At 34.2% G+C, this 25190-nt stretch carries 25 protein-coding genes and 2 tRNA genes; 11 read left to right on the top strand and 16 right to left on the bottom strand.

Annotation, left to right across the window (positions count from 1 at the left end; translation table 11 throughout):
- Positions 1-26: 26 nt before the first annotated feature.
- Both BLT57_RS12225 and guaB read left to right on the top strand, forming a co-directional pair.
- Positions 27-530, top strand: coding sequence for a ferritin (locus BLT57_RS12225; protein ID WP_091426800.1), 504 nt, complete (start codon positions 27-29; stop codon positions 528-530).
- Between the two features lie 351 nt (positions 531-881).
- Positions 882-2354, top strand: a complete 1473-nt coding sequence (gene guaB, locus BLT57_RS12220; protein ID WP_091426035.1) for an IMP dehydrogenase — start codon at positions 882-884, stop codon at positions 2352-2354.
- A 254-nt stretch (positions 2355-2608) separates the two neighbouring features.
- Here the strand turns inward: guaB and BLT57_RS14095 are convergent, their stop codons facing one another.
- From BLT57_RS14095 to BLT57_RS12205, 4 genes are all read right to left on the bottom strand, one after another.
- Positions 2609-2755: a hypothetical protein gene (locus BLT57_RS14095; RefSeq protein WP_157717185.1), complete on the bottom strand. Its 147-nt coding sequence runs from the start codon at positions 2753-2755 to the stop codon at positions 2609-2611.
- A complete protein-coding gene (locus BLT57_RS12215) occupies positions 2752-3174 on the bottom strand; it encodes a hypothetical protein (protein ID WP_091426034.1) in 423 nt (140 codons plus the stop codon). The genes BLT57_RS14095 and BLT57_RS12215 overlap by 4 nt, the downstream gene beginning before the upstream one ends.
- 388 nt (positions 3175-3562) lie before the next feature.
- Positions 3563-3799 carry a hypothetical protein gene (locus BLT57_RS12210; RefSeq protein WP_091426033.1) on the bottom strand — a complete coding sequence of 79 codons (237 nt, stop codon included), beginning with the start codon at positions 3797-3799 and terminating at the stop codon, positions 3563-3565.
- Positions 3792-4247, bottom strand: coding sequence for an SRPBCC family protein (locus tag BLT57_RS12205; RefSeq protein WP_091426031.1), 456 nt, complete (start codon positions 4245-4247; stop codon positions 3792-3794). The genes BLT57_RS12210 and BLT57_RS12205 overlap by 8 nt, the downstream gene beginning before the upstream one ends.
- Positions 4248-4859: 612 nt before the next feature.
- On the opposite strand from BLT57_RS12205, the gene BLT57_RS12200 reads away from it, so the two are divergent.
- The 6 genes from BLT57_RS12200 to BLT57_RS12175 all read left to right on the top strand — a co-directional run bounded on the left by BLT57_RS12200 (position 4860) and on the right by BLT57_RS12175 (position 13384).
- Entirely contained in the window at positions 4860-6803 is a 1944-nt protein-coding gene (locus tag BLT57_RS12200) for a peptidylprolyl isomerase (RefSeq protein ID WP_231928698.1), read from the top strand.
- Between the two features lies 1 nt (position 6804).
- Positions 6805-7656 (top strand): peptidylprolyl isomerase, encoded by an 852-nt coding sequence (locus BLT57_RS12195; protein ID WP_091426797.1) that lies wholly within the window; start codon positions 6805-6807, stop codon positions 7654-7656.
- Entirely contained in the window at positions 7640-9073 is a 1434-nt protein-coding gene (locus BLT57_RS12190) for a peptidylprolyl isomerase (protein WP_369825376.1), read from the top strand. The genes BLT57_RS12195 and BLT57_RS12190 overlap by 17 nt, the downstream gene beginning before the upstream one ends.
- 1 nt (position 9074) lies before the next feature.
- Positions 9075-10028: a MoxR family ATPase gene (locus BLT57_RS12185; protein WP_091426028.1), complete on the top strand. Its 954-nt coding sequence runs from the start codon at positions 9075-9077 to the stop codon at positions 10026-10028.
- Between the two features lie 244 nt (positions 10029-10272).
- The gene (locus tag BLT57_RS12180) at positions 10273-12543 is read left to right on the top strand and encodes an aconitate hydratase (RefSeq protein WP_091426027.1); all 2271 of its coding nucleotides are present in this window, start codon (positions 10273-10275) and stop codon (positions 12541-12543) included.
- Between the two features lie 262 nt (positions 12544-12805).
- Complete coding sequence (locus BLT57_RS12175) at positions 12806-13384, top strand: TlpA disulfide reductase family protein (protein ID WP_091426026.1); 579 nt, start codon at positions 12806-12808, stop codon at positions 13382-13384.
- On the opposite strand, the gene BLT57_RS12170 is transcribed toward BLT57_RS12175, so the two are convergent.
- The 7 genes from BLT57_RS12170 to BLT57_RS12140 all read right to left on the bottom strand — a co-directional run bounded on the left by BLT57_RS12170 (position 13371) and on the right by BLT57_RS12140 (position 18568).
- Positions 13371-14516, bottom strand: coding sequence for a lycopene cyclase family protein (locus BLT57_RS12170; RefSeq protein WP_091426024.1), 1146 nt, complete (start codon positions 14514-14516; stop codon positions 13371-13373). The two genes, BLT57_RS12175 and BLT57_RS12170, sit on opposite strands and share 14 nt — an antisense overlap.
- Before the next feature lie 15 nt (positions 14517-14531).
- Complete coding sequence (locus tag BLT57_RS12165; RefSeq protein ID WP_091426023.1) at positions 14532-14981, bottom strand: sterol desaturase family protein; 450 nt, start codon at positions 14979-14981, stop codon at positions 14532-14534.
- Between the two features lie 4 nt (positions 14982-14985).
- A complete protein-coding gene (locus BLT57_RS12160) occupies positions 14986-15825 on the bottom strand; it encodes a phytoene/squalene synthase family protein (RefSeq protein WP_091426021.1) in 840 nt (279 codons plus the stop codon).
- Positions 15826-15827: 2 nt separating this feature from the next.
- Positions 15828-17291 carry an NAD(P)/FAD-dependent oxidoreductase gene (locus BLT57_RS12155; RefSeq protein WP_091426020.1) on the bottom strand — a complete coding sequence of 488 codons (1464 nt, stop codon included), beginning with the start codon at positions 17289-17291 and terminating at the stop codon, positions 15828-15830.
- Between the two features lie 53 nt (positions 17292-17344).
- Positions 17345-18244, bottom strand: coding sequence for a MerR family transcriptional regulator (locus tag BLT57_RS12150; protein ID WP_091426018.1), 900 nt, complete (start codon positions 18242-18244; stop codon positions 17345-17347).
- Positions 18245-18357: 113 nt separating this feature from the next.
- Positions 18358-18441: transfer RNA gene (locus tag BLT57_RS12145), tRNA-Leu, on the bottom strand.
- A gap of 54 nt (positions 18442-18495) precedes the next feature.
- Positions 18496-18568 (bottom strand) — tRNA-Lys (locus tag BLT57_RS12140).
- A 129-nt stretch (positions 18569-18697) separates the two neighbouring features.
- Between BLT57_RS12140 and BLT57_RS12135 the strand changes: the two genes are divergently transcribed.
- Positions 18698-19216: a shikimate kinase gene (locus BLT57_RS12135; protein ID WP_091426017.1), complete on the top strand. Its 519-nt coding sequence runs from the start codon at positions 18698-18700 to the stop codon at positions 19214-19216.
- Here the strand turns inward: BLT57_RS12135 and BLT57_RS12130 are convergent.
- Together BLT57_RS12130 and BLT57_RS12125 are read right to left on the bottom strand one after the other, a co-directional pair.
- The gene (locus tag BLT57_RS12130; protein ID WP_091426015.1) at positions 19208-19711 is read right to left on the bottom strand and encodes a phosphoribosyltransferase family protein; all 504 of its coding nucleotides are present in this window, start codon (positions 19709-19711) and stop codon (positions 19208-19210) included. The genes BLT57_RS12135 and BLT57_RS12130 overlap by 9 nt on opposite strands.
- 58 nt (positions 19712-19769) lie before the next feature.
- Positions 19770-20150: an RNA-binding S4 domain-containing protein gene (locus BLT57_RS12125; protein WP_091426014.1), complete on the bottom strand. Its 381-nt coding sequence runs from the start codon at positions 20148-20150 to the stop codon at positions 19770-19772.
- 127 nt (positions 20151-20277) lie between these two features.
- On the opposite strand from BLT57_RS12125, the gene BLT57_RS12120 reads away from it, so the two are divergent.
- Complete coding sequence (locus tag BLT57_RS12120; protein ID WP_091426012.1) at positions 20278-21228, top strand: FKBP-type peptidyl-prolyl cis-trans isomerase; 951 nt, start codon at positions 20278-20280, stop codon at positions 21226-21228.
- Positions 21229-21286: 58 nt separating this feature from the next.
- Here the strand turns inward: BLT57_RS12120 and BLT57_RS12115 are convergent, their stop codons facing one another.
- The 3 genes from BLT57_RS12115 to BLT57_RS12105 all read right to left on the bottom strand — a co-directional run bounded on the left by BLT57_RS12115 (position 21287) and on the right by BLT57_RS12105 (position 23838).
- Positions 21287-21877: an outer membrane beta-barrel protein gene (locus BLT57_RS12115; RefSeq protein WP_091426009.1), complete on the bottom strand. Its 591-nt coding sequence runs from the start codon at positions 21875-21877 to the stop codon at positions 21287-21289.
- A gap of 143 nt (positions 21878-22020) precedes the next feature.
- On the bottom strand, positions 22021-22974 hold the full coding sequence (locus BLT57_RS12110; RefSeq protein WP_091426007.1) for a transketolase family protein: 954 nt from the start codon (positions 22972-22974) through the stop codon (positions 22021-22023).
- 18 nt (positions 22975-22992) lie between these two features.
- Entirely contained in the window at positions 22993-23838 is an 846-nt protein-coding gene (locus BLT57_RS12105) for a transketolase (protein ID WP_091426795.1), read from the bottom strand.
- Positions 23839-24059: 221 nt separating this feature from the next.
- On the opposite strand from BLT57_RS12105, the gene tgt reads away from it, so the two are divergent.
- Entirely contained in the window at positions 24060-25190 is a 1131-nt protein-coding gene (tgt, locus tag BLT57_RS12100) for a tRNA guanosine(34) transglycosylase Tgt (protein ID WP_091426005.1), read from the top strand.

Genomic DNA, 25190 nt, shown 5'->3' with positions numbered 1-25190 from the left:
TACAAGAAAACCACAAAATAAAAGTCATGAATACAACCATAGAACAGTTATTAAATAATCAAATAAAATACGAAGCCCAGGCATCTTTGCAATATTTGGCAATGGCTTCTTGGGCAGATGCTGAGGGTTATAACGGTGTTGCTGACTTTTTTTACAGTCAATCTGATGAAGAACGAGTTCACATGGCTAAACTTATCAAATTTGTTAATGAACGTGGAGGGAATGTCATCATTCCAGCATTAGATAAACCAAAGCCAACTTACAAAGGACTTAATGAGCTTTTCGAAAAGTTTTTGACTAGTGAAATGTTTGTAACTGAGCAAATCAATCATGTGATATATGAGTGTTTGCAAAATAAGGATTACAACGTACATAATTTTATGCAGTGGTACGTCACTGAGCAACTAGAAGAGGAAGCTATGGCTAGGACGTTACTTGATAAACTCAATATTATAGGTAATGATAAATCTGGTCATTACTTGTTTGATCGCGATATAAATACCATTGCAGCGGCTCATGAAAATGAGTAATAGAACTGTTAATAAATAGTTGTAAAAAGACTTCAGCAGCGACAGTTTTTTTATGTAATTTTGTATTTATTTAGAATAAATTAAAATAATGCAAAAGGATCATATCAAAACAGCAACGCCTATTATAATTACCTCCTGTATCCTGTATTCTGAGATGAATAAAAAGAAGACTTGTTGTAAGAAGTATAAAAAGAATGGTAAGACCAATTGTCGGCGCTGCCCTTTTGTTTAAGAATCACGACCATTCTGTCGCCGCTAACCCTTAATAAGCACATCTAAGATTTGTTCTAATCTTATTAGTATTCGTTATTTAATTGTATCTTTGCACGCAATTATAACTGTAATTGCATCATGATAGCACACGAAAACAAAATTGTTGGAGAAGGTCTCACCTATGACGACGTACTCTTAGTTCCAGCATTTTCCGAAGTACTTCCTAGAGAAGTAAATATTCAAACCAAATTCACACGTAACATAACGATCAATATTCCTGTGGTATCTGCAGCTATGGATACAGTTACCGAGAGTAAAATGGCTATTGCTATGGCTCAAGAAGGTGGTATTGGTGTACTTCATAAAAACATGACCATTGAACAACAGGCTGATAAAGTCAGACGTGTGAAACGTGCCGAAAGTGGAATGATTATAGATCCAGTCACCTTGCCTTTAACCGCAACTGTGGGTGATGCCAATCAGAATATGGCTGAGCATAAAATTGGTGGGATTCCAATTGTTGATGACAATGGTAAATTAGTTGGTATCGTTACTAATCGCGATTTACGTTTTGAACGCGATAATGATCGACCAATAGTAGAAGTTATGACCTCTGATAATTTGATTACTTCGGCTAAAGGCACATCGTTAAAAGATGCTGAGAAAATATTACAACAAAATAAAATCGAAAAACTTCTTATTGTTGATGACCAATATAAGTTAGTTGGACTTATTACATTTAGAGATATTACTAAAGTTACCCAAAAACCAAATGCTAATAAAGATTCCTATGGAAGGTTGCGCGTTGCTGCTGCTATAGGTGTTACTGGTGATGCGGTTGATAGAGCTTCTGCACTAGTTAAAGCCGGTGTTGATGCCGTAATTATTGATACAGCCCACGGACATACAAAAGGTGTGGTTATGGTATTAAAAGCAATCAAAAAGAAATTTCCAAACTTAGAAGTGATTGTTGGTAATATTGCTACTGCAGAAGCAGCCAAATATCTTGTCGAAGCCGGAGCTGATGCAGTGAAGGTTGGTATAGGTCCGGGTTCAATTTGCACAACTAGAGTAGTCGCGGGTGTCGGATTTCCGCAGTTTTCAGCGGTATTAGAAGTAGCTGCAGCGATAAAGGGTACTGGTGTTCCCGTAATTGCCGATGGTGGGATACGTTACACAGGAGATATCCCTAAAGCCATTGCAGCTGGTGCGGATTGCGTAATGTTAGGATCTTTATTGGCTGGAACAAAGGAGAGTCCGGGAGAAACAATTATTTACGAAGGTCGTAAGTTCAAGTCTTATCGTGGCATGGGTTCAGTTGAAGCTATGAAGCAAGGAAGTAAAGATCGTTATTTTCAGGATGTCGAAGATGATATTAAGAAATTAGTGCCTGAGGGCATTGTTGGTCGTGTTCCCTACAAAGGTGAATTAGAGGAAAGTATTCATCAGTTTGTTGGTGGTCTGCGAGCTGGAATGGGCTATTGCGGTGCAAAAGATATTGATACTTTAAAAAAGACTGGTCGTTTTGTGAAAATCACGGCGTCAGGAATTAATGAAAGTCACCCACATGATGTAACCATTACTAAGGAGGCGCCTAATTATTCGAGATAGAATAGTATACAAATTAAAAAAGCACAACAAAGCATTGTGCTTTTTTGTGTCTTTTATTTTGCTTTTTTAAATTTTAATCATGCTTTTGATACCAATTCACTATCCAAGTATAATTCACTGCCTTTTTCGAGGACTATCGTGTTTTTCTGTGATGGATTCAATGTGATTTCTGCTATTAGTTTTCCTTTATTTTGCACTCGAATTACAAAACTACTTTCACAATTATTTTTGACTATAGCTATGCTTTTGTCATTTTAATATGGATTATTAGCTGCATCTTGACCCGGTCCTTTTTCGGTAATAGACATACTTTGTGATGGACTTAATTCAAAAATAGAATCACTAGAAACACATGCCGATAAGACAGCTGAGGTTAAAATAATAAAAGCAAATTTTCTCATTTTTTATTTTTAGAAAGTTTCAACGCTAATTCCCCACCTATCCAAGCCATTGGAATGTAGGCTAAAAAGAGATCAACGACTGTAAACCATGTTGGTCCAGCGAGTATGTAATTAATCATAATGCCACCAAGTAAGAAGAGAAAACCTATTGCCATTGCAAAGGCCATTTTACGATAATTGGCAATTCTGGCAGCAATAAATGCTCCTATAAAAGTGCCTAATGCATGTGCTAAAAAAGGAAAGATAAAATACTCAAAACTTAAAGTAGGCATAACTTCGGCCATGACTTCCATATTGTTTGGATCTACACCGTCAATAGGCATGAGCAAATGGCCTAGTTTTATTAATCCCATATTTATTACACTTCCAGTGAGCCAACCAATTACGATGGCTAAAATATTTTTTAAAATTGGATTCATAATTATTGATTTAGTTAGTTGTTATTTTGATTTTCTACTTACCACAGTATCTTTTTTAGTAGTAATCAATAAAGTCGGTTTTATTATTAATGTTGCTTATAACCTCACTTGTACATATTCCCTTTCCTTGAGATTATTGGTTAGGCAATGATTGCTTTTCACTATGACCTATTCTAGTAGATTACATTTAGTTTTTTTCAATTCCTTAAGAATTTCATTCTTAGTCATTACTAACGAAGGTTTGAGATACATCTAAGTTAAGAAAAACAATTAAAGTGATGTCAAGAAAATAATTTACTGAGTTTCTAATTGCTGTTTTGAGTAGTTTTTTATGACTATTTAATTGTATGAGTTGTAGGTTTAAATAGACGTGTTGAATAAAGGGTAGTTACTCTTCAAATAACTGTCCACGATGCGGTTTCAAAGCATCTCTTATGGGTCTCATTTCATCCTCTGTAACAACCATATAAGCGATGCTATGCATCTCGTTAAGTTGTTCAAAGCCAGTAATATTTAAATTGGTTTTTTCAAGAGAAACATAACCCTTAAGATGCTTTTCGTGGTGTTCAGCTATTTTGAAAGCGTCAGGACCTCTAAAGTCCCAGATTAATTTTAATTTACGCATTTGTTACTGATGTTCCATGTTCAGCAAAATTTTTAAAATCTCTCATATATTTTAATGATTGTTTTTTAAATGCGCTAGGCATTAAAAACAGCATAATTCTCATTACCAAATTTAAGGGAATAAATTCACTTTTTGAAGTCCATTTTGTAAAATCATCAGGCGTGCTTTCAAAATAATTTTCCTGAATATTGTGCACACTCTTAGAACCGTAATTAGCATGAAATTCATTAGGGAAATTGCGTTTTGTTATCGTTTCTATGAGCTCCATTTTACGTTTGCCAAACTGATAGGTCAGCTTCATTTTAGCACCTAATTCGCCAGGATCACCTGAGAGGTGCTCAACCGATGTCAAGCCACGTTGCCAATGTTTTAAGTTTTCAATGTTGTCCATTTTTTTTATGAACACATGTAGAGGTACATCTACCTTTATTTCTGTAGTATATTTCATTTTGAATCTAGAGGGATAATTCAATTTTAAAGATAGATGGTTTTTTAAAATAAAATAGCGATTGAATGTTCAATCACCATAATTTTAGATTAATGGTATATAAAGGATGTTATTTTGGACATCTCTTTACTATTTATTGAAATACTGATCTTCTGATATTACCATCTAAAACATCTAAACCATAAACTTTACCTAAGAGAAATCTTTATAAATTAAGTTAAACACCCAGAAATCAAGTGTGATCAGCGTTGTTTAAACCTCATTCGCTTTAGGGATATCGAATGTAAAATTCACATCGTTAGAGTCGCATAATTCATAATTAAGAAACCCTCGTTAGATGTTATAATGATTTCGTATTTATAACTTCATAACTTGAAGTCATATGAAGTGATAATTCCACTTGTGATTTTCTCTTATTTTTAACCAGTAATTCTCATACTAAAGAATCCCTTAAAGCGTTTACAAAAAGCAACTTGTTTTATGTAGATATTGTGTTATTTTTGCTGAAATTGTCACCGTCAATTATGATAAGACTAAAATAAATTGCTTCAGCGAGAATCCAATGATTTAATGTTGCAGACATTACAACCAATGAAATATAAAATTAAAGACATGAAAGTATCAATTACCGCGATTTTATTCTTTATGACTTGTTTTTCTCAGGCTCAGGTGAAAAACAATGATGTAATATTCACAGTAGATGGAGACCCAGTAATGGCTTCAGAGTTTATCAGAGTATACAATAAAAATTTAGACTTAGTTCAAGATGAAAGCCAAAAAGATGTGGATGCCTATTTAGATCTTTTCATCAATTATCAACTTAAAGTGAAAGAAGCTCGTCGTTTAGGGTTAGATAAAGATTCTAAGTACATAAAAGAATTTAATAATTATAAAAATCAGCTTACAAAGAACTTTATGGCAGATAGTAAGGTTACCGATGCTCTGGTGAAGGAAGCCTATGAACGAACTATTAATGATGTTAAGGCATCGCATATTTTGATTCGTATTGACGAAAATGAAACAGACACATTAGTAGTTTATAATCGCATGCTAAAATTACGTCAACGTGTTATTAATGAAGGATATGAAGCTGTTCAGAAAGAGGTTCATAACGGCCAAACAATTTTTGCCGAAGATTTAGGCTATTTTGGAGGTTTTAAAATGGTGTATCCTTTTGAAACAGTCGCTTTCGAAACTCCGGTAGGAGAGGTGTCTATGCCTTTTAGAACGAGGTTTGGCTATCATATTGTGAAGGTTTTTGATAAACGTAAAGCATTAGGAGAGGTTACTGTTGCTCATATAATGGTGTCTCAAAACCAAAAAGACAGTACAACAAATCCTGAAAACAGAATCAAACAGATTTATCAAAAAATTCAACAAGGCGAAAAATTTCAATCTCTCGCAAAGCAGTTTTCAGATGATAAGAGTTCTTCATCAAAAGGTGGTGAATTGGCACTATTTACTGGAGGTCAATTAAGTTCTAAAGTTTTTGAAGATGTTGCCTTTTCTTTAGAAAATTCAGGAGATATCTCACAACCATTTCAATCGGATTACGGATGGCATATCATAAAACTCATTCGTAAAAAGGGACTTCGTCCTTTTGAAGAAATGAAAGTAGAATTACAAAATAAAGTCAAACGTGATTCACGTTCTAAACTTATTAACTCTGCCTTAGCTAAACAATTGGCATCGAAGTACACCGCGAAAGTTAATAAAGATACTGTTGCCTATTTTAAGACAATAATGAGCGATGCTTATTTTAATCAAGCATGGAAAGTCACTGAAGATTTTAACTCAGATGGAATTATAATGACTTTAGGCAATCGTTCGGTGCGAAACAAAGAGTTCATGATGCAATTAATGAAAAATCAACGTAATTATTTTAAGAAAAATTTACCTCTTGATGTCGTTGTTGATAAGGAATTAGACATCTTTTTTGAAACTCAGGTTTTAAAGTATCATGAAGATAATTTGGAATTCGAAAATGAAGACTTTGCGTTTGTCTTAAAAGAATATAGAGATGGATTATTGCTATTTGATCTTATGGAGAAGGAAGTATGGAATGCTGCAACAAAAGACACACTGGGATTAGAATCTTTCTATAAAAATAATAAAGATAAATACGTTTGGCAAGACAGAGCTGATATGGTAATAATGTCTTCAGCTTCTAAAACGAATGTTGAAAAGGTAAAACAGTCTTTTGAAAAAGGTATTTCCGTAGAGGATATCATGTCGACAATGAACATAAAAGGTGAATTAAATATCATTTCTACAGCCGGAATTTTTGAGCAGGGACATCCCTCACTTCCAGAAAATTTTAAGTTTAAAGAAGGTATCTCACAAATCTATAATCACAATGATGCTTTTCATGTTATCATTGTAAAATCGTTATTGCCTGCGGGTTTCAAAACATTGGAAGAAGCAAGAGGAAAAGTAGTTAGTGACTATCAAAATTTTATTGAAGAAAATTGGGTAATAAAGCTTAATGAGCGATATGATGTTAAGGTTGATCCAACGGTTTTAAACCGTGTTAAGAAACAAATTCAAAACAATTAATGTGAAACGTATCTCGGTATACATTTGCTGTATTTTTACGGTATTCGCCTGTGATTTTTTTAAACCAACAGACGATAGAAACCCAATTGCTAGAGTAGGCGAGACGTTTTTATATGAAGAGGATATATATGATCTCGTAGCTGAAGGTACTGATGCACAAGATAGCACACAAATTGTTAGCAGTTATATCAATAGATGGGCAACACAACAATTATTGTTAGATGGCGCAGAACTCAACTTGCCTGAGAATAAACAAGTAGATTTTGACAGATTGGTTGTTCAATATAAAAATGACTTGTACACCAAAGCGTATTTAGACGCTTTGGTTAAAAAAAGTATTGATACCTTAGTAAGTGAAACTCAAGCTAAAGCGGTTTATGATGCTAATCAAGAAACCTTTAAACTAAATGAGGAACTCGTTAAATTTAGGTATATTACCATACCTCAAAATGCGATAAATGAGGCAGAAATTAAAACCCGCTTTAAGCGATTTGATGCAGAAGATCAACGTTTTTTAGATTCTATTTCAGTCCAGTTTAAAAGTTATTCGCTTAACGATTCCATATGGATACAAGCTTCGCAAATTACCGAGAAAATTAGTGTTCTCAATTCTGAAAACAAAAAAGAACTGTTAAAAAAATCTAATTATATACAGCTCAAAGATTCATTAGACCTATATTTGATGCAAATAAAAGACGTGTTATCACAAAATGATTTAGCGCCTTTAGAGTACGTAAAACCTACGATTAAACAAATTGTAATTAACAAAAGAAAGTTAGAGTTAATTAAACAACTTGAAAAAGATATTACCAAAGATGCAATTAAGAACAAACAATTTGAAATTTATAACTAAGTCCGTTATTACAAGCTTAGTTCTAGGCGTAATGGCGATTAATGTTGCCGGAGCCCAAGAAATTATTCAGGATGTAATAGATACGTCCAAAAAGCAAATGGATTCAACTCAAAATGATCGCAAAAAAGTAGATGGTGTTGCAGCTGTTGTTGGCGATTTTGTGGTTTTAGATTCTGATATTGACAAAGAATATATCCAATTACAGGCAAGAGGTGTCTCTATAAAAGATATTACGAGATGCCAGCTCTTCGGAAAATTACTAGAGGATAAACTTTACGCACACCATGCTATTCAAGATAGTATTGTTGTTAATGAACTTGAGATTCGGTCGAATATCGAGCAACAGATATCAGCCTTTTTAGAAGAAAAGGGTGGTTCTATGCAAGAACTGTTAGATTTCTATAATAAAGATAGTGAGCAAAGTCTTCGTGAAGAGATGTTTGAGATCAACAAGTATCAGAAGTTAGCAGGCGATATGCAACGAAAAATTGTAGAAGAAGTTGAAGTAACACCCGAAGAAGTTAGAGAATATTTTAATAGTATACCCAAAGAAGAACGTCCAATATTTGGAACAGAACTTAAAGTAGCTCAAATTATTGTCATTCCCGAGGTGACGGAAGAGGCAAAACAAGTGGTTATAGACCGTCTTAAAGAATTTAAGGCTGATGTGATTGAAAATGGTGCAAGTTTTACTACTAAAGCTGTATTCTATTCTGATGATACTGCAGCACGAAGTAAAGGTGGTGCTTACACACTCAATAGAAAACGTCCGCAAATGGTAAAAGAATTTCGTGATGTAGCTTTTTCATTGCAAGAAGGAGAGATTTCTGATCCTTTTGAAACTGATTTTGGATACCATATAATCTTGTTAGAAAAGGTTAGAGGTCAAGAATATGATATCAGACATATCTTGTTACGCCCAGAAATGACCGAAGATGCCATAAAAGAAGCGAGTGATGAAATTACTAGAGTTAGAGAGCGCATTATAGCAGGAGACTTAAGTTTTGCAGATGCTGCACGTGAATTTAGCGATGAAGAGGAAACTAAATTTGAAGGTGGCCAGTTAATAAACCCATATACTCAAGATTCGAGTTTGGAATTAACAAAGATGGATCCTGAATTATACGGTCAAATTCAAGACTTGAAAGATGGAGAGATTAGTTTAGTGCTGCGTGATCAAGATAGAATTAACCCTATTAAGTTTAAACTCTTAACAGTGACAGACAGAATTAATGAGCATGAAGCTGATTTTGCCCGTGACTATTTAAAAATTAAAAATTTAGCCTTGCAAGACAAGCAATTTAAAGAGATCGAAAAATGGCAAGAAGAAAAGATTTTCGATACTTATGTCAAAATAAACGACGATTATAAAGCTTGTGAATTTAATAGTAATTGGCTAAAAACTGAAAAAGAATAATATGTCTGACGTTACTGCAATAGAACAGTTTGTAAAGAAATATCAACTCCTAAGAACCGAAGTCGCTAAAGTCATTGTAGGACAGGATGAAGTTGTCAACCAGATTCTAATTTCCATTTTCTCTGGAGGTCATTCGTTATTAATAGGGGTGCCTGGTCTCGCAAAAACCTTAATGGTAAATACGATTGCGCAAGCCTTAGGTTTAAATTTTAAACGTATTCAGTTTACTCCAGATTTGATGCCTAGTGATATTTTAGGGAGTGAGATCTTAGATGAGAATAGACATTTTAAGTTTATCAAAGGACCAATTTTTGCAAATATTATTTTGGCCGATGAAATTAACCGTACACCACCTAAAACGCAAGCAGCTTTATTAGAAGCCATGCAAGAAAGAGCCGTTACGGTATCTGGACATCACTATAAATTAGATCTTCCATATTTTGTATTAGCAACACAAAACCCAATTGAGCAAGAAGGAACTTATCCCTTGCCAGAAGCACAATTAGACCGTTTTATGTTTGCTATTAATTTGAGTTATCCAACTTTTGAGGAAGAGGTTCAAGTCGTGAAAACTACAACAACAGACGTTCAAGCTTCCGTAAATCCGTTATTTACGGCTCAAGAAATTATAGATTATCAAAATTTAATCCGTCGTATTCCAGTTCCAGATAATGTTATAGAGTATGCAGTGCGTATGGTGAGTAAATCAAGACCTAATGAGTCTACAGCATCAGAACTCGTTTCTGAATTCGTAGATTGGGGTGCTGGACCTCGAGCTTCTCAAAACTTAGTTTTAGCAGCAAAAACTCACGCCGCAATTCATGGAAAGTTCTCTCCAGATATCGAAAATATTCAAGCCGTTGCTTCTGGTGTATTACGTCATAGAATTATTAAAAACTACAAAGCAGAAGCTGAAGGCATTACAGATGATCAAATCATTAGGAGCTTATTTTAATTGAACACGATTAAAAGATGTGATTTGAAGAATAAATTCAGTCTCAGTTCCTGTTGATTGAATTGTTAATTTAATAATTTTCATTCATAATTCTTGGTAATAATTTACTTTTATTCTAAAAATCATACCATTTATTGATTTATATTCAATATAATTCACTTTTCATTACATATTTTTTAATTTGCATGAAAAGTTGTAATTTTGCAAGACTTTTAAATTGATAATTAATATTTAAATACTACATATGGCTTTTGATATAGACATGATTAAAAAGGTGTATTCAAATATGTCGGAGCGCGTTGATGCAGCTCGCGATGTCGTTGGTAAACCGCTAACACTTTCAGAAAAAATATTATATTCTCACCTTTGGGATGGACAACCTACTAAGGCATTCACCAGGGGTAAAGATTATGTAGATTTTGCTCCAGATAGAGTAGCATGTCAAGATGCAACTGCACAAATGGCGTTATTGCAGTTTATGCAAGCAGGTAAAAGTAAAGTCGCTGTGCCAACAACAGTGCATTGCGATCACTTGATTCAGGCAAAAAATGGTGCGGCATCAGATTTACAACATGCGATAAATACGAGTAATGAAGTATTTAACTTCTTAGAATCAGTATCTAATAAATACGGAATTGGTTTCTGGAAACCAGGAGCTGGTATTATTCATCAAGTAGTTTTAGAAAATTATGCATTTCCTGGTGGAATGATGATAGGAACCGATTCGCATACAGTGAATGCTGGCGGACTAGGAATGGTTGCTATTGGAGTTGGAGGAGCTGATGCTGTTGATGTCATGGCAGGAATGGCTTGGGAATTAAAATTCCCTAAACTTATAGGCGTAAGATTAACAGGTAAATTATCTGGATGGACTGCGCCTAAAGATGTGATATTAAAAGTAGCTGAAATTCTTACCGTAAAAGGAGGAACTGGAGCTATTGTTGAATATTTTGGTCCAGGTGCAACAGGAATGTCTTGTACTGGAAAAGGAACTATTTGTAATATGGGAGCCGAAATTGGAGCAACGACTTCAACCTTTGGTTATGACGAATCGATGGAACGTTATTTGCGTTCAACCGATAGAGCAGATGTAGCGGATGCAGCAAATCAAGTAAAGAATTATTTAACAGGCGATGCTGAAGTATACGCAAATCCTGAACACTATTTTGATCAAGTAATAGATATTAATCTTTCTGAACTAGGTCCTTTATTAAACGGGCCTTTTACGCCGGATTTATCTACTAAAGTTGGTTCAGATATGACTGAAAAAGCAAAAGCTAACGATTGGCCAATGAAGGTAGAATGGGGCTTAATTGGTTCTTGTACTAACTCCTCTTATGAAGATTTATCTCGTGCCTCTTCGGTTGCTCAGCAAGCTTTAGATAGAGGTGTAAAGATGAAATCTGAATTAGGAATTAATCCTGGTTCTGAACAGGTTCGTTATACGGCTGAGCGTGATGGAATTCTTCAAATTTTCGAGAAACTAGATGCTAAGATATTCACTAATGCTTGTGGACCTTGTATTGGGCAATGGGCTCGCTATGAAGATCCGAAAAACGCGCCAAAAAATAGTATCGTACACTCATTTAATAGAAACTTCGCAAAACGTGCCGATGGAAACCCAAATACACACGCGTTTGTGGCATCACCAGAACTAACTGCGGCCATAGCACTCGCTGGTCGATTAGATTTTAATCCAATGACTGATGCTCTAATTAATGAAAACGGAGAGGAAGTTATGTTAGATGAACCAACAGGATGGGAATTACCACCAAAAGGTTTTGAGGTAAAAGATAATGGCTATTTAGCACCTATGGAAGATGGAAGTGGCGTTCAAGTTAAAGTAGCTTCAGATTCTGAACGTTTACAACTATTGACACCATTCCAACCTCTTGGAGATTCAATTACCGGAGCTAAACTTCTCATAAAAGCATTTGGAAAGTGCACAACAGATCATATTAGTATGGCTGGACCTTGGTTGCGCTTCCGTGGTCATTTAGATAATATTTCGAACAACACGTTAATTGGAGCTGTAAATGCTTTTGGAAAGAAAACAAATTTTGTTAAAAATCAATTAACAGGAGAGTTTGGTGGTGTTCCAGATACTGCTAGAGCATACAAAGCGGCAGGAATCAAATCTATAGTTGTTGGTGATCATAATTATGGAGAAGGTTCTTCTAGGGAACATGCGGCTATGCAACCGCGTCATCTAGGTGTTGCTGCAGTTATTGTCAAATCATTTGCACGTATTCATGAAACAAACCTTAAAAAACAAGGGATGCTTGGACTGACATTTGCTAATGAAAGTGACTACGATTTAATTCAGGAGGATGACACGTTTAACTTTTTAGATTTAAATGAGTTTGCTCCAGATAAGCAATTAACAATAGAAGTTGTGCATGCTGATGGAAGTTCAGATACAATTAAAGTAAACCATACTTATAATCAGTCTCAAATTGATTGGTATAATGAAGGTTCTGCTTTAAACTTGATTAAAAAAGAAAATGCAGCCTAATTGCTGTCTTTAGATAAATTTAAGCTCTTGAGAAATCAAGGGCTTTTTTTATGGTATTATTAAAAGGTGTTTAATATGTAATTGCCAACAACATCTTATAACAGAATAGAGGCAAATGCGAATACTATTTTATTACATCATGATCTCTCAACGTAAAGTAAAAACAAAGGAAATTAAAATACTTAATTCTAAAGTTTAGAGTTTTGTTGTTAGATTTGAAACCTATTATCGACATAGATAATAGGGGTCTTATTCGAAAACAATGACAAAAGAGAAAAGAAAGAAAGTTTATAATGTGGCATTAATTGTTATCATCATTATATTGATTATTCCTCAAACACGTTATCCCATCCAGATATTAATAAATAAAGGGATTACCCAAATTATTAAACCTTCAGTCATTGATGTTTTGGAACGAAAACAATTCACGAGTTATGATTGGCAATTAAAAGATAGTTTTGGTAATCGTTTTGATTTTCAAACTGCAGAAGGAAAAGTGATTGTGATTAATTTTTGGGCAACTTGGTGTCCGCCTTGTATAGCCGAAATGCCTAGTTTAGAAAAACTTTATAGAAAATATGAGGACAATGATAATATTGTCTTTTTGTTTGTCTCTAATGAGGATAATTCGGTTGTTAACACTTTTATGTCTTCAAAGTGCTTTACTTTTAAAACGTACCAATCCTTAACCGAATACCCAAAAGAATTGAAGGTATCTTCTATTCCTAGAACATTTCTAATAAGTAAAACGGGTGATATATTAATTGATAAATCTGGAGCAGCAGATTGGAATAGTGCTGTTGTGACAACTGCTATTGATGACTTACTTACAACGTTTTAAAGAAGGCTTTAATAAAACTCCATGAAAATAGTGACATCATGATTTTCAGTTCTTCAGTTAATGTAGATTCTTCATCTAAAAAACGGAACATGGTTTGCACTGAGTTTTTATTATAAAATTGTTCAAATATCCACTCTCCTTTTTGATTTTCATCTTTGAGTACTTTAAGAAAGATCTTATCATAGAACCTATATTTTTTCTTGAAAAACTTAGTTGAGGGGGTTTTATTGGCTTTCAAATTACTAATGATCTTGGCGACTTTCTTTTCGGTATGTTTAAAGGAATAGCCTGTCGATCCTTTTACCCAACCTCCTCCAGTACCTATTTTGGTTATTTTTTTTGTATTGAATTTCGAAAAGTTATAATTGGTCATGGGAATTTGACCTTGTTCAGTTTCAATAATGCTATAGTTGTCGATGTTTAGATAATTTATGATGTAATCTTTAATATAGCTATCATAAACATGAGACTTAACGATATGTTCAGTGAAATAGGTGAATTCTACTAAGGCTTCAGTTTTAGAAAATGGAAGGACATATGTAAATGTCGTTTGGTCTCCGTCTTTTAAACGGTAATCCATCATGATTACTTTGTTCTCATCAAAACAATCGTTTTCTGTTTTAATTACCCAGCCTTTAAAATGTTGAATGATTGAAATACTATCTTTTGATACTCTTGAGAATTCTTCTGGGACCCGACTATCAAATACGTGTGTTGCTGAATAGGAGTTATCTGGCGTAGTTACAATAACTGATTGGTCTTCAGTAACGGAAGTAACATTTTCAACAATAAAGTGAATATTACCTTTTTGTTTGAGTTTTGATTTTGCTAACGTATAAAAATCGATAGCACGAATGGTATTATAGCTGTAAGGTTCAAGTGATAAATCTATTGCTTTCTTCGAAGTTAAGACAGCTGCTTTACACCAAGATTTGTGAATGATGGATGACCATTGTGAGGGTTGAGTTTCCCAAAAACTCCATGTTTTATCATTTTGGTTCTTCTCTGACGGATCTATCAGAGCGATTTGCTTGGTGTCGAAAAAAGAGTCTGAAGACAGTCTTAAAGCTAACTGTAAACCAGCTAGACCATTTCCTATAATGATGTAATCGAAATGGGAACTATCAGTCATAAAAGCGAAGAAATACTATTTTTTAAAGTATTTTAAAGGTACAAATAACATACCAAAACATTCCCCTTTATCTTTGCCAAGATGCTTGTGATGTATTTTGTGTGCGCGTCTCACACCTTTAGCATACCAGTTATTAGCATTTCTAAACATTTTGAAACGTTGATGAATGAAGATATCGTGTACAACGAAATAAGTTGCACCATAAGCCATAATACCAAATCCTATAGGTAGGCAGTACCATATATCTTCATAGCTCCATAAATAAAAACAAAACATGCTCACAACGGCATAAAATATAAAGAAAGCGTCATTACGTTCAAACCAACTTTTATGATCTTTATGATGATGGTCTTTATGTAAAACCCATAAAAAACCATGCATGACATATTTGTGTGTAAACCAAGCCATAAATTCCATGGTGCTAAATACACCTAAAAAAACAAGAATCCAATAAACTGTTTGCATATAATTACAATAAATTAAGTTGATACTTTACATAACTGCGAGTAAGTAATTCAAATTTCTTATAATTAGGTACTCGTATTCTGGTTGACTTTATTTCTAACGCAGGTGTTTTTTTTAGCTTTTTAAGCAATTGGCTGTAATAACGATAGGCCATGAATACTCCGAATTTAGCTTCTATGGGTAATCTTTTAATACCTTGTAATCCTTCTAAAAAATCACTTTCAATGTCCGCAATGATAGCTTGCTTAGATGCTTCATCTAATTGATTGAGATCTGTATTTGGGAAATAGGTTCGACTTAAATCTTCGAAATCTGCTTTTAAATCTCTTAAGAAATTTACTTTTTGGAAGGCAGATCCCAAGCGCATGGCAGCATCTTTTAGTGATTCATACTTTTCATGATCACCTTTAACAAAAACCTTTAAGCACATTAACCCAACAACATCGGCAGAACCATAAATGTATTCTTTGTACTCAGCATCTGTGAGATAATTGTGCTTATGTAAATCTAGCCGCATGCTTTTCATAAATGCATCAACTAAACTTTTATCAATAGAATACCTGTGAAAGGTTTCCTGAAATGAGTTTAATATAGGATTAAGACTGATTTTATGCTCAAGTGCTAATTCTAAATCTTTTGAAAAATTATTAAATAATATTTCTTTATCATAATCGTGAAAACTATCGACAATTTCGTCTGCAAACCGGACAAAACCATAAATGTTATAAATATCCTGACGAATAGTCGCAGATAGCATTTTAGTTGCTAGGGAAAAGGATGTGCTGTAAGACTTTGTTACTATCTTACTACATTCTTTAGATACATTGTCAAAAATTAATTTCATAGTTAATTGCTGTGGTTTTTATTAATAAGTTCTGCAACTAATTTTCCAGATATTAAAGACGGAGGAACCCCTGGTCCTGGAACGGTTAATTGTCCTGTAAAATAAAGGTTATTAACTTTTTTACTTTTCAATTTGGGTCTTAAAAAGGCGGTTTGGGCTAGCGTATTGGCCATTCCATAGGCATTTCCTTTATAAGAATTGTACTCTTTAATAAAATCCTTAACACAAAAGGACTCTTTAAAGATAATATTATTTTTAACATCTTGTTTTGTGAGACGTTCAAAACGTGACATAATAATATCAAAATATTTAGATCTTAGTTGCTCTGTATCTTCAATACCAGGTGCTATTGGAATGAGGAAAAACCCTGTTTCACAATTCATTGGAGCCATGGTTGAATCAGTTACAGAAGGAAAATTAGCATAGAATAATGGGTCTTTTGGCCATTGAGGACTGTCATAAATTTCTTCAGTATGTGTTTCGAAATTGGTATCAAAGAACAAATTATGATGTTCTATATCATTTAATTTCTTATCAAATCCAACATAAAATAATAATGATGACGGAGCAAAGGTTTTTTTACTCCAATAAGATTCGGAGTACTGACGGTATTTCTCATCTAATAATGTTTCCGAGTGATGATAATCAGCGCCACTCAAAACGATATCAAAGGCCTTTTCTTCACCATTGACAAGTATTGACGTAGTTTTTTTATCTGATACATTGATTTTTTCAACAGGGCTATTGGTGTGAATGGTAACTCCTAAGCTATTAGCTAATGCTTCCATAGCTAGGATAACCTCATACATCCCACCTCTTGGATGCCAAGTTCCTAAACCGAAATCGGCATAATTCATAAAACTATAAAAAGAAGGTGTTTTACTAGGTTTTGCTCCTAAAAATAATACCGGAAATTCTAAGGTGGAAATTAATTTAGGGTTTTTGAAATTACGTCTTACTTCGCCACTTATGGTTTTAAAGAATTGATCTACTCTAGTCGCAGTTTCAGGTGTGATTAACTCAAACGGTGATAAACCGGGCTTAAGTACGACTTTGTTAATTGCAATGTCATAATTAGTGGCGGCTTTAGCAATAAATTTCCTTAAAGGTTTTGAACTTCCTGGTTCTATACGTTCAAATTCATCACATATTTTGTCCATAGTGTCACCTATAGTGATCACTTCATCTTTAAAAAATATTTTATATGCAGGACTTAATTTGTCTAAAGTGTAATAATCTGAAGTGGATTTACCGAAGTCACCAAAAAACTTTTCAAAAATATCGGGCATCCAATACCAACTCGGTCCAATATCGAAAGTGAAGCCATCTTTTTTTAATTGTCGTGCTCGACCACCTACAGTTGCGTTTTTTTCAAAAACGCTAACATTGTATCCATCTTTAGCTAAATAGCACGAGGCGGAAAGTGCTGAGAACCCTGAACCGATTATGGCGATGCTTTTTTTCATTGTCTAACAAATTTATACAAAAGTTAAACAATTTTAACTTGAGCGATAAAATTTTAGAGTTTTTTAACTAAATTCTTCACCGAATCAAAAGGCGTGATTTGTTGTGGTAATAAATTTAAATCAATTTCTTCTAACATTCGACCAAGGACCCAAAATTTAATCGATTTTTTCACTAATATTTTTGTAGTGAAGTCTTTAATGTAGGAATCAATCTGGTCTTTTTCGGGTTTTACAGTGAAATACGAAACAAAGGTAATATCATCATAATAGTTCAATAAATCTTTTAAACTATTTAAAGGAACACTTTGGCCCAAAAATATAGACTGATGTCCTCTAGAAATTATTTCATAATTAATCAGCATTAATCCTAATTCATGCACTTCATTATCTGGAAGATATAAGACAAAGACCTTATCGGATACCACCTGATTTTTGGATTGAATGACTTCAGTATTTACTAAAATTTTCTGTCGTATCAATGATGTCAAAAAATGTTCATGAGCCGGAGTTATGGTATCTGTTTGCCATAAAAGTCCAATTTCTGAGAGTAGTGGGATGAAATCTTCATAGAACATATCGCTAAAAGATTTTTCCTTCATTAAGCCTTCGTAGGTATCGTAAAAGAGTTTTTGATCAAAGTTAAGCATCGAAAGTTTAAAGGCATCAAGGGCATGATTGTGAGTTCTATCATTTTGAGCAACCTCTTTTACTAATTTGGGAATATCGTTATTTTCTAGAGAAGCAATTTTGGAAATTTTATAACCATTACTGTTTAAATAGCTGATATTTAACAGTTTCTGAAGATTACTTAGACTATAATATCTAATATTCGTATCTGTTCTTTCTGGTTGCAATAGATTGTATCGCTTTTCCCAAATTCTTATCGTATGTGCTTTAATTCCAGTTAGGTTTTCAAGATCCTTGATGCTAAATGTACTCTTAACGTTGTTCATTGTTCATTAAAAAAAGTTAAACAAAAATAAGTATTTTTTTGTCAGGGTACTCTTTTTTGTGTTTTTTTTAATAGTTCCTGATTTGGTAGAGAGAAAATAGGTAAGAAAGAAAGTGCGCACGAGAAGACTCGAACTTCCACGGACTAAAGTCCACCAACCCCTCAAGCTGGCGCGTCTACCAATTCCGCCACGTGCGCATTATTTTAGTAAAGATAAAAAAAAAGCTAAGCGAGTGCTTAACTTTTTTGTTGTGACCAGTCTGGGGCTCGAACCCAGGACCCTCTCCTTAAAAGGGAGATGCTCTACCAACTGAGCTAACTGGTCAATAAGTTTCTCTAACGAGGGTGCAAATATAAAACGATTAATTTATATTCCAAACCTATTATTAGATAATTTTTTGTTTTTTTGTAAGGACATATCTTATGTTTTTAAAAATCAAATTATAAGGATAAAATGACGCTATTTTTAATTGGATATATGGGTTCTGGAAAATCAGTTGTCGGTGAGAAATTAGCCGAAGTCCTTAACTACAATTATCAGGATTTTGATAGGTATATAGAATCAAAAGAAAATTCTACCATATCTCATATTTTTAACAACAAAGGGGAGATTTATTTTAGAAAAGCCGAAGCTATCTATTTAGAGGATGTTACATCTTTGTCGCATACTGTTGTGTCTTTGGGAGGTGGTACACCATGTTATGGCAATAATATGGAGGCTTTGTTAACAAACAAAGACGCTGTAACTATTTACCTTAAGGCCAATATACCTACCTTATCACAGCGATTGTTTGAGCAAAAGACCCATAGGCCGCTTATTGCACATCTAAACTCCAAAGAAGAACTTCAAGAGTTTATTGGAAAACATCTTTTTGAAAGAGCCCCGTTTTATGAGCAATCTCAGATAAGTGTAAAAACAGATGGTCGTTCTATTGATGATGTGGTACAAGACATCATGCTTCAATTATTTTAAAAACGCCTTATTTTGTTTCCCAGATAAATCGATTTCTACGTGTTCATTGAGAGAGGTAGATAGCGAAATGCCTTTGTAGTCTGCCTTAACTGGAAATTTCTTGTGGTTACGATTTACCAATACTGCTGTTTTAAATTGTTTCAAGGGAACATCTAAAAAATGCTTAACGCCATAAATTAAGGTACTTCCTGAATTAAGAACATCATCAATTAAAACAATAGATTTATCTTGATATTCCTCTTTTTTAAGTGACGTCTTTATCTCGTTTAATGGATTTTTTTTATCAATGATTACCTTACAAAGAATAGGTTTTAATTCGGAAATTTTTTCAAGGCTAAGTTTAAGCTTTTTTGCAAGTATATAACCATTTTGTTCAATACCAGCTAAAATGATTTCGTCTTCATAGACATTACTTTCATAGATTTGATAAGCAATGCGTCTAATTTTATGCTGGATCTCCTGGTGATCTAATATTATATTTTTTGAAATATTCATGCTGCCATTTGGTTTGTTCAAATATAAAAAAGAGTTTTCTTAATGTGCTTATGATTACCTAGATATCTTCTTCAGGCTCGTCGTAAAAGTCATCAATATCCCTTCGGTCTTTTTTCGTAGGTCGACCTACGCCTTTTTTTCGATAATAATCTTTAGCAAGTTTTAGTAACTCTTGTGTTTCAAACGCATCTTTTGGAGTCACATCTGTTCTGTATAGATCTACCAGCTTTGCACCAACCCGACTTTCCGGCAAATCATTAACAATAATTTGATAGTTAATTTGATCTTTTCTGAAGTCAATTTTATCCGTTGGGTACACTTCTCTGCTCGGCTTTACCACCTGCTCATTGACTTTTACATGACCTTTTTTACATGCATTAGTCGCAATGCTTCTTGTTTTACAATATCTGACACACCAAAGGTATTTATCGATTCGCATATTAAAACTGTGAAATTGACGTTAATAGTATAGTACAAAAAAATTATATTATTGTATCTTGCGCCTTAAAAATAAGCAATATTGAACGATTCATTTCTTATTTGGATCAAAGAAAATTTACGTCAACATGAACATTAAAAAAAGTTTACTCATAATCATGGTGTTTATCGGTGTTATATTAGCCTGTACACCTGATGAAATCGAGTTTACTGTACCACCACCAAGGGACAGAACAGAACAGCAAATTGCAGATAATGACTCACTTTTAAACTATCTAGAAACACATTATTACAATAAAAGTGCATTTGCCGATACGTCTCTAGATTATTCGGTCGATGATATTGTCATCATGGAGCTTCCAAAAGATAGCGAGGGAAATTATTTAGAATTGCCTGATCCAGATGATAATGAATTATTGATCAATGATGTTGTTACATTAACAACTTCTTTTCAAGATACCACTTATGACTATTATGTATTGGATTTAAATCCTGATGCAATTGGGCCGGAGCCAAATTTCACCGATGATGTGAGTATTATTTATAGCGGACAGCTGCCTAATGGGACTGTATTTGATAGTACGCCTAATGCTATAACCTTAGATTTAATTCAAGTTATTCCAGGTTGGAGAGATGTATTACAAGATTTTAATACTGCGGAAGATGGACCAACTGTAAATCCTGATGGTACAATAGGGTATTCAAATTATGGGTTTGGAGTCATGTTTTTACCTTCGGGTCTGGCTTATTTTAATGCGCCTCCAGGAGGAGCAGGTATTGCTCCTTACACCAATTTGATTTTTAAATTCGAGTTGTATGATGCTGCACCAAATGATCATGATAATGACGGTGTCCTTTCTCATTTTGAAGATTTAAATGGTAATAATAACATTACTGATGATGATACGGATGAAGATGATATTCCCAATTTTTTCGATCCTGATGATGATGGTGATGGTGTGTTAACCATTAATGAAGATTTAAATAATGACGGTGATCCTACTAACGATGATTCGGATATGGATGGCATTCCAAATTATTTAGATGAAGATTCTACAGAGTCTAATGAAACGGAATAATCTCAATTATAAATAAAAAAAGACGCTTTTAAGCGTCTTTTTTTATGTCTTTTAGTGTTTAAAGTGCTATTGATAAACTTAAAATTAATTGATCTGGTCTTGTGTCTATTCTACTTATAGCAGCTTGTCCGAGATTATTTCCAATAAAAGTTGCTTCATTGTCACTAAAACCGCGCTCATATCTGAGATCGATACCAATTTTATTAAAATTTAGACCAATTCCGAAGTTTAAACCTACTGAGAAGTCGTTTTCTACATTATCAATGTTTATTCCGTCAAATTGGGTGTCCAAAATATACTGTAGAGAAGGTCCTCCAAATACACTAACAGGACCGATTACTTTAATACCAACTAATAGTGGAGCGTCAATTTTTTTCATTTCGAAATCATCACTATTGTAATCACTCTTAGTACTCGTGTATATCAATTCTGGTCTGAAGTAAAGAGCATTACCAATTTTCCCGTAGACTCCAATATGATAGCCTATATTTCGATCTGGATTTTGAGCATTGTCACCGATAGATTGAAAATAGTCGCCGTTGGAATTGTAATTTAAGCCAGCTTTTATTCCGAAGGAAGTTCCTTCTTGAGCATTGGCACTAAAACAAAACAAGCTTAATAAAAACGTACTGATAACTAATTTTTTCATAATATTCGTTTTTTGTAATTTTGATGTATAATATCAAAAACGTTGCCAAACGAAAATTATTTTTTAGCTCACCGTCTAAATTAAAATCCTATCGTCTCATCAAATGTGCAGTACACAAGATAATAACTTCCTATCTAGGTTAATTATTTTCTTTGTACCGCCTTTTCAGTAGCTTCTATTATGGCTTTCGCATTTAGACCATACTTTTCCATAAGCTGAGCTGGAGTTCCAGATTCACCAAATGTATCTTTAGTTGCAACAAGTTCTTGAGGAGCAGGATAATGTTGAGATAGCACACGTGCCACACTTTCACCCAAACCACCAAGATAATTATGTTCTTCAGCAGTAACGATACAACCAGTTTTCGCAACTGAATTCAAAATAGCAGTCTCATCTAAAGGTTTGATTGTATGAATATTAATAACTTCCGCTGAAATCCCTTTTTCTTTTAGTGTTTTAGAGGCTTCTAGAGCTTCCCAAACCAAATGGCCAGTTGCTACAATTGTCACATCACTACCTTCAGTGAGTTGCAGTGCTTTTCCAATTTCAAATGTTTGATCTTCAGGAGTGAAATTGGCGACTTTAGGTCTTCCAAATCGTAAATATACAGGGCCATTATGTTTCGCAATAGCTATTGTTGCAGCTTTGGTTTGATTATAGTCACAGGTGTTAATGACGGTCATGCCAGGGAGCATTTTCATCAATCCAATATCTTCTAAAATTTGATGTGTAGCACCATCTTCACCCAAAGTTAAACCAGCATGAGAAGCACAAATCTTTACGTTTTTGTGTGAGTAAGCAACGCTTTGTCTAATTTGGTCATAAACGCGACCTGTAGAAAAATTAGCAAAGGTTCCTGTAAATGGAATCTTGCCACCAATAGTCATACCTGCTGCAAGACCTATCATATTGGCTTCAGCGATTCCTACTTGAAAAAAACGTTCAGGATGGTTAGCTTTAAACTCATCCATTTTAAGAGACCCAATGAGATCTGCACAAAGTGCAACAACATTTGCGTTAGTTTTGCCTAACTCAGTTAGTCCAGCTCCAAAACCAGATCGTGTGTCTTTATTTCCTGTATTTGTATATGTCTTCATTTTTTTCTTAATTGCTAATTAGTAATCTCCTAAAGTCTCTGCGTTTTGTGCAAGTCCGATTGCTAGCTGCTCATCATTAGGAGCTTTCCCATGCCAAGCGTGGGTATGCATCATGAAATCAACTCCATTACCCATAACTGTTTTAAGTAAGACGCATACAGGTTTTTCATGACCAGTTAAAGATTTTGCTTCGATCATACCATTCAATATTGCCTCAATATCATTTCCTTTTTCAATCTCAACAACAATCCACCCAAAGGCTTCAAATTTGGCTTTTAAACTACCCATTGGTAAAACGTCATCTGTAGAGCCATCAATTTGTTGACCGTTTAAGTCAATTGTAGAAATAATATTGTCGACTTTATGAGCTGCCGCATACATAATGCCTTCCCAATTTTGACCCTCTTGTAATTCGCCATCACCATGTAAACTATAAACAATATGGTTATCGTTATTTAACTTTTTAGTTTCAGCAGCACCTAGAGCAACACTAAAACCTTGACCAAGTGAACCAGATGCAACACGTATTCCAGGTAAGCCTTCGTGTGTAGTAGGGTGGCCTTGAAGTCTAGAATTTATCAATCTAAAGGTGTTCAATTCATTTACTGGAAAATATCCAGAGCGTGCAAGCACACTGTAAAAGACTGGCGAAATATGACCATTAGACAAGAAGAAAATATCTTCTCCGATACCGTCCATATCAAAACTGTCTTTTCTATCCATTATTTCTTGATAAAGTGCTACCATAAATTCTGTGCAGCCTAAAGAACCTCCTGGATGACCAGAATTTACCTTGTGAACCATTCGCAAAATATCTCTGCGAACTTGTGTTGTTAGATCTTGTAATTGTTGTGTGTTTGGCATATAAAACATGTATGTAATTTCAGCGTCAAAAATAAAGTTTTCATGTGCCTAAACAAAAATAGAAACCAGTCACTTATTAACGATTTTAAACACTTGCTAACAATTTAAGGATTTAATAATATAGAATGAGGATTTTAGATATTTAGAAGTGCAATTTTATTAAATGTTTAAGACCTTAATACGTCTAGATAATTATCTTTGCCCTCTGATGCCCGTTTTTTATGAAATTTGAATTAAAAGCATGCGACCCTCAAAGTAAAGCCAGAGCTGCTGTAATGACAACAGACCATGGTCAAATTGAGACCCCTATTTTTATGCCTGTTGGTACAGTGGCATCAGTGAAAGGTGTTCATCAACGTGAATTGAAAAATGACATTAATCCAGATGTTATTTTAGGAAATACATATCATTTATATCTCCGACCCCAAACACCTATTTTGGAGAAAGCGGGCGGGCTGCATAAATTTATGAATTGGGATCGGAATATTTTAACCGATTCTGGTGGTTATCAAGTTTATTCATTATCAGCCAACCGGAAGATTAAAGAAGAAGGTGTGAAATTTAAATCTCATATAGACGGCTCATATCATGTATTCACACCTGAAAACGTGATGGAAGTTCAACGAAGTATTGGTGCTGATATCATTATGGCATTTGATGAATGCACGCCATACCCTTGTGATTATAATTATGCCAAACGCTCTATGCATATGACACATCGTTGGTTAGATCGTTGTTTGACACATCTAGATAAAACGCCTTTTATGTATGATTATGAGCAAACTTTTTTCCCTATTGTTCAAGGAAGCACATACAAAGACTTACGACAACAATCGGCAGAATATATTGCTAATGCTGGAGCTCAAGGTAATGCTATTGGAGGTTTATCTGTAGGAGAGCCTGCCGAAGAAATGTATGCCATGACTGATGTGGTCTGTGAAATACTACCATGGGAAAAACCAAGATATTTAATGGGTGTAGGAACACCAATTAATATTCTAGAAAATATTGCTCTCGGAGTAGATATGTTTGATTGTGTCATGCCAACTCGTAATGCACGAAACGGCATGTTGTTTACCGCTCATGGTTCAATTAATATTAAAAACTTAAAATGGGCAGATGATTTTTCTCCTGTTGATGAGATGGGTATTACATTTGTTGATACCGAATACACCAAAGCTTATTTAAGACATTTATTTACCGTTAACGAATTACTCGGAAAGCAAATTGCAACTATTCATAATCTCGGATTTTATATGTGGTTGGTGAGAGAAGCAAGAAAACATATATTAGCAGGAGATTTCAGAGCTTGGAAAGATAAAATGGTAAAACAAATGGATAAACGTTTATAA

It is taken from the genome of Formosa sp. Hel1_31_208, assembly GCF_900104785.1.
GTDB lineage: Bacteria > Bacteroidota > Bacteroidia > Flavobacteriales > Flavobacteriaceae > Psychroserpens.
Note: the sequence above shows the minus strand (reverse complement) of the source record. Positions and strands in the feature narration are given on the sequence as shown.

Excerpts from the sequence above, each read along its gene's own strand:
- BLT57_RS12225 (WP_091426800.1), top strand. The coding sequence starts at position 27 with ATGAATACAACCATAGAACAGTTATTAAATAATCAAATAAAATACGAA.
- guaB (WP_091426035.1), top strand. The coding sequence starts at position 882 with ATGATAGCACACGAAAACAAAATTGTTGGAGAAGGTCTCACCTATGAC.
- BLT57_RS14095 (WP_157717185.1), bottom strand. The coding sequence starts at position 2,755 with ATGAGAAAATTTGCTTTTATTATTTTAACCTCAGCTGTCTTATCGGCA.
- BLT57_RS12215 (WP_091426034.1), bottom strand. The coding sequence starts at position 3,174 with ATGAATCCAATTTTAAAAAATATTTTAGCCATCGTAATTGGTTGGCTC.
- BLT57_RS12210 (WP_091426033.1), bottom strand. The coding sequence starts at position 3,799 with ATGCGTAAATTAAAATTAATCTGGGACTTTAGAGGTCCTGACGCTTTC.
- BLT57_RS12205 (WP_091426031.1), bottom strand. The coding sequence starts at position 4,247 with ATGAAATATACTACAGAAATAAAGGTAGATGTACCTCTACATGTGTTC.
- BLT57_RS12200 (WP_231928698.1), top strand. The coding sequence starts at position 4,860 with ATGAAAGTATCAATTACCGCGATTTTATTCTTTATGACTTGTTTTTCT.
- BLT57_RS12185 (WP_091426028.1), top strand. The coding sequence starts at position 9,075 with ATGTCTGACGTTACTGCAATAGAACAGTTTGTAAAGAAATATCAACTC.
- BLT57_RS12180 (WP_091426027.1), top strand. The coding sequence starts at position 10,273 with ATGGCTTTTGATATAGACATGATTAAAAAGGTGTATTCAAATATGTCG.
- BLT57_RS12175 (WP_091426026.1), top strand. The coding sequence starts at position 12,806 with ATGACAAAAGAGAAAAGAAAGAAAGTTTATAATGTGGCATTAATTGTT.
- BLT57_RS12170 (WP_091426024.1), bottom strand. The coding sequence starts at position 14,516 with ATGACTGATAGTTCCCATTTCGATTACATCATTATAGGAAATGGTCTA.
- BLT57_RS12165 (WP_091426023.1), bottom strand. The coding sequence starts at position 14,981 with ATGCAAACAGTTTATTGGATTCTTGTTTTTTTAGGTGTATTTAGCACC.
- BLT57_RS12160 (WP_091426021.1), bottom strand. The coding sequence starts at position 15,825 with ATGAAATTAATTTTTGACAATGTATCTAAAGAATGTAGTAAGATAGTA.
- BLT57_RS12155 (WP_091426020.1), bottom strand. The coding sequence starts at position 17,291 with ATGAAAAAAAGCATCGCCATAATCGGTTCAGGGTTCTCAGCACTTTCC.
- BLT57_RS12150 (WP_091426018.1), bottom strand. The coding sequence starts at position 18,244 with ATGAACAACGTTAAGAGTACATTTAGCATCAAGGATCTTGAAAACCTA.
- BLT57_RS12135 (WP_091426017.1), top strand. The coding sequence starts at position 18,698 with ATGACGCTATTTTTAATTGGATATATGGGTTCTGGAAAATCAGTTGTC.
- BLT57_RS12130 (WP_091426015.1), bottom strand. The coding sequence starts at position 19,711 with ATGAATATTTCAAAAAATATAATATTAGATCACCAGGAGATCCAGCAT.
- BLT57_RS12125 (WP_091426014.1), bottom strand. The coding sequence starts at position 20,150 with ATGCGAATCGATAAATACCTTTGGTGTGTCAGATATTGTAAAACAAGA.
- BLT57_RS12120 (WP_091426012.1), top strand. The coding sequence starts at position 20,278 with ATGAACATTAAAAAAAGTTTACTCATAATCATGGTGTTTATCGGTGTT.
- BLT57_RS12115 (WP_091426009.1), bottom strand. The coding sequence starts at position 21,877 with ATGAAAAAATTAGTTATCAGTACGTTTTTATTAAGCTTGTTTTGTTTT.
- BLT57_RS12110 (WP_091426007.1), bottom strand. The coding sequence starts at position 22,974 with ATGAAGACATATACAAATACAGGAAATAAAGACACACGATCTGGTTTT.
- BLT57_RS12105 (WP_091426795.1), bottom strand. The coding sequence starts at position 23,838 with ATGCCAAACACACAACAATTACAAGATCTAACAACACAAGTTCGCAGA.
- tgt (WP_091426005.1), top strand. The coding sequence starts at position 24,060 with ATGAAATTTGAATTAAAAGCATGCGACCCTCAAAGTAAAGCCAGAGCT.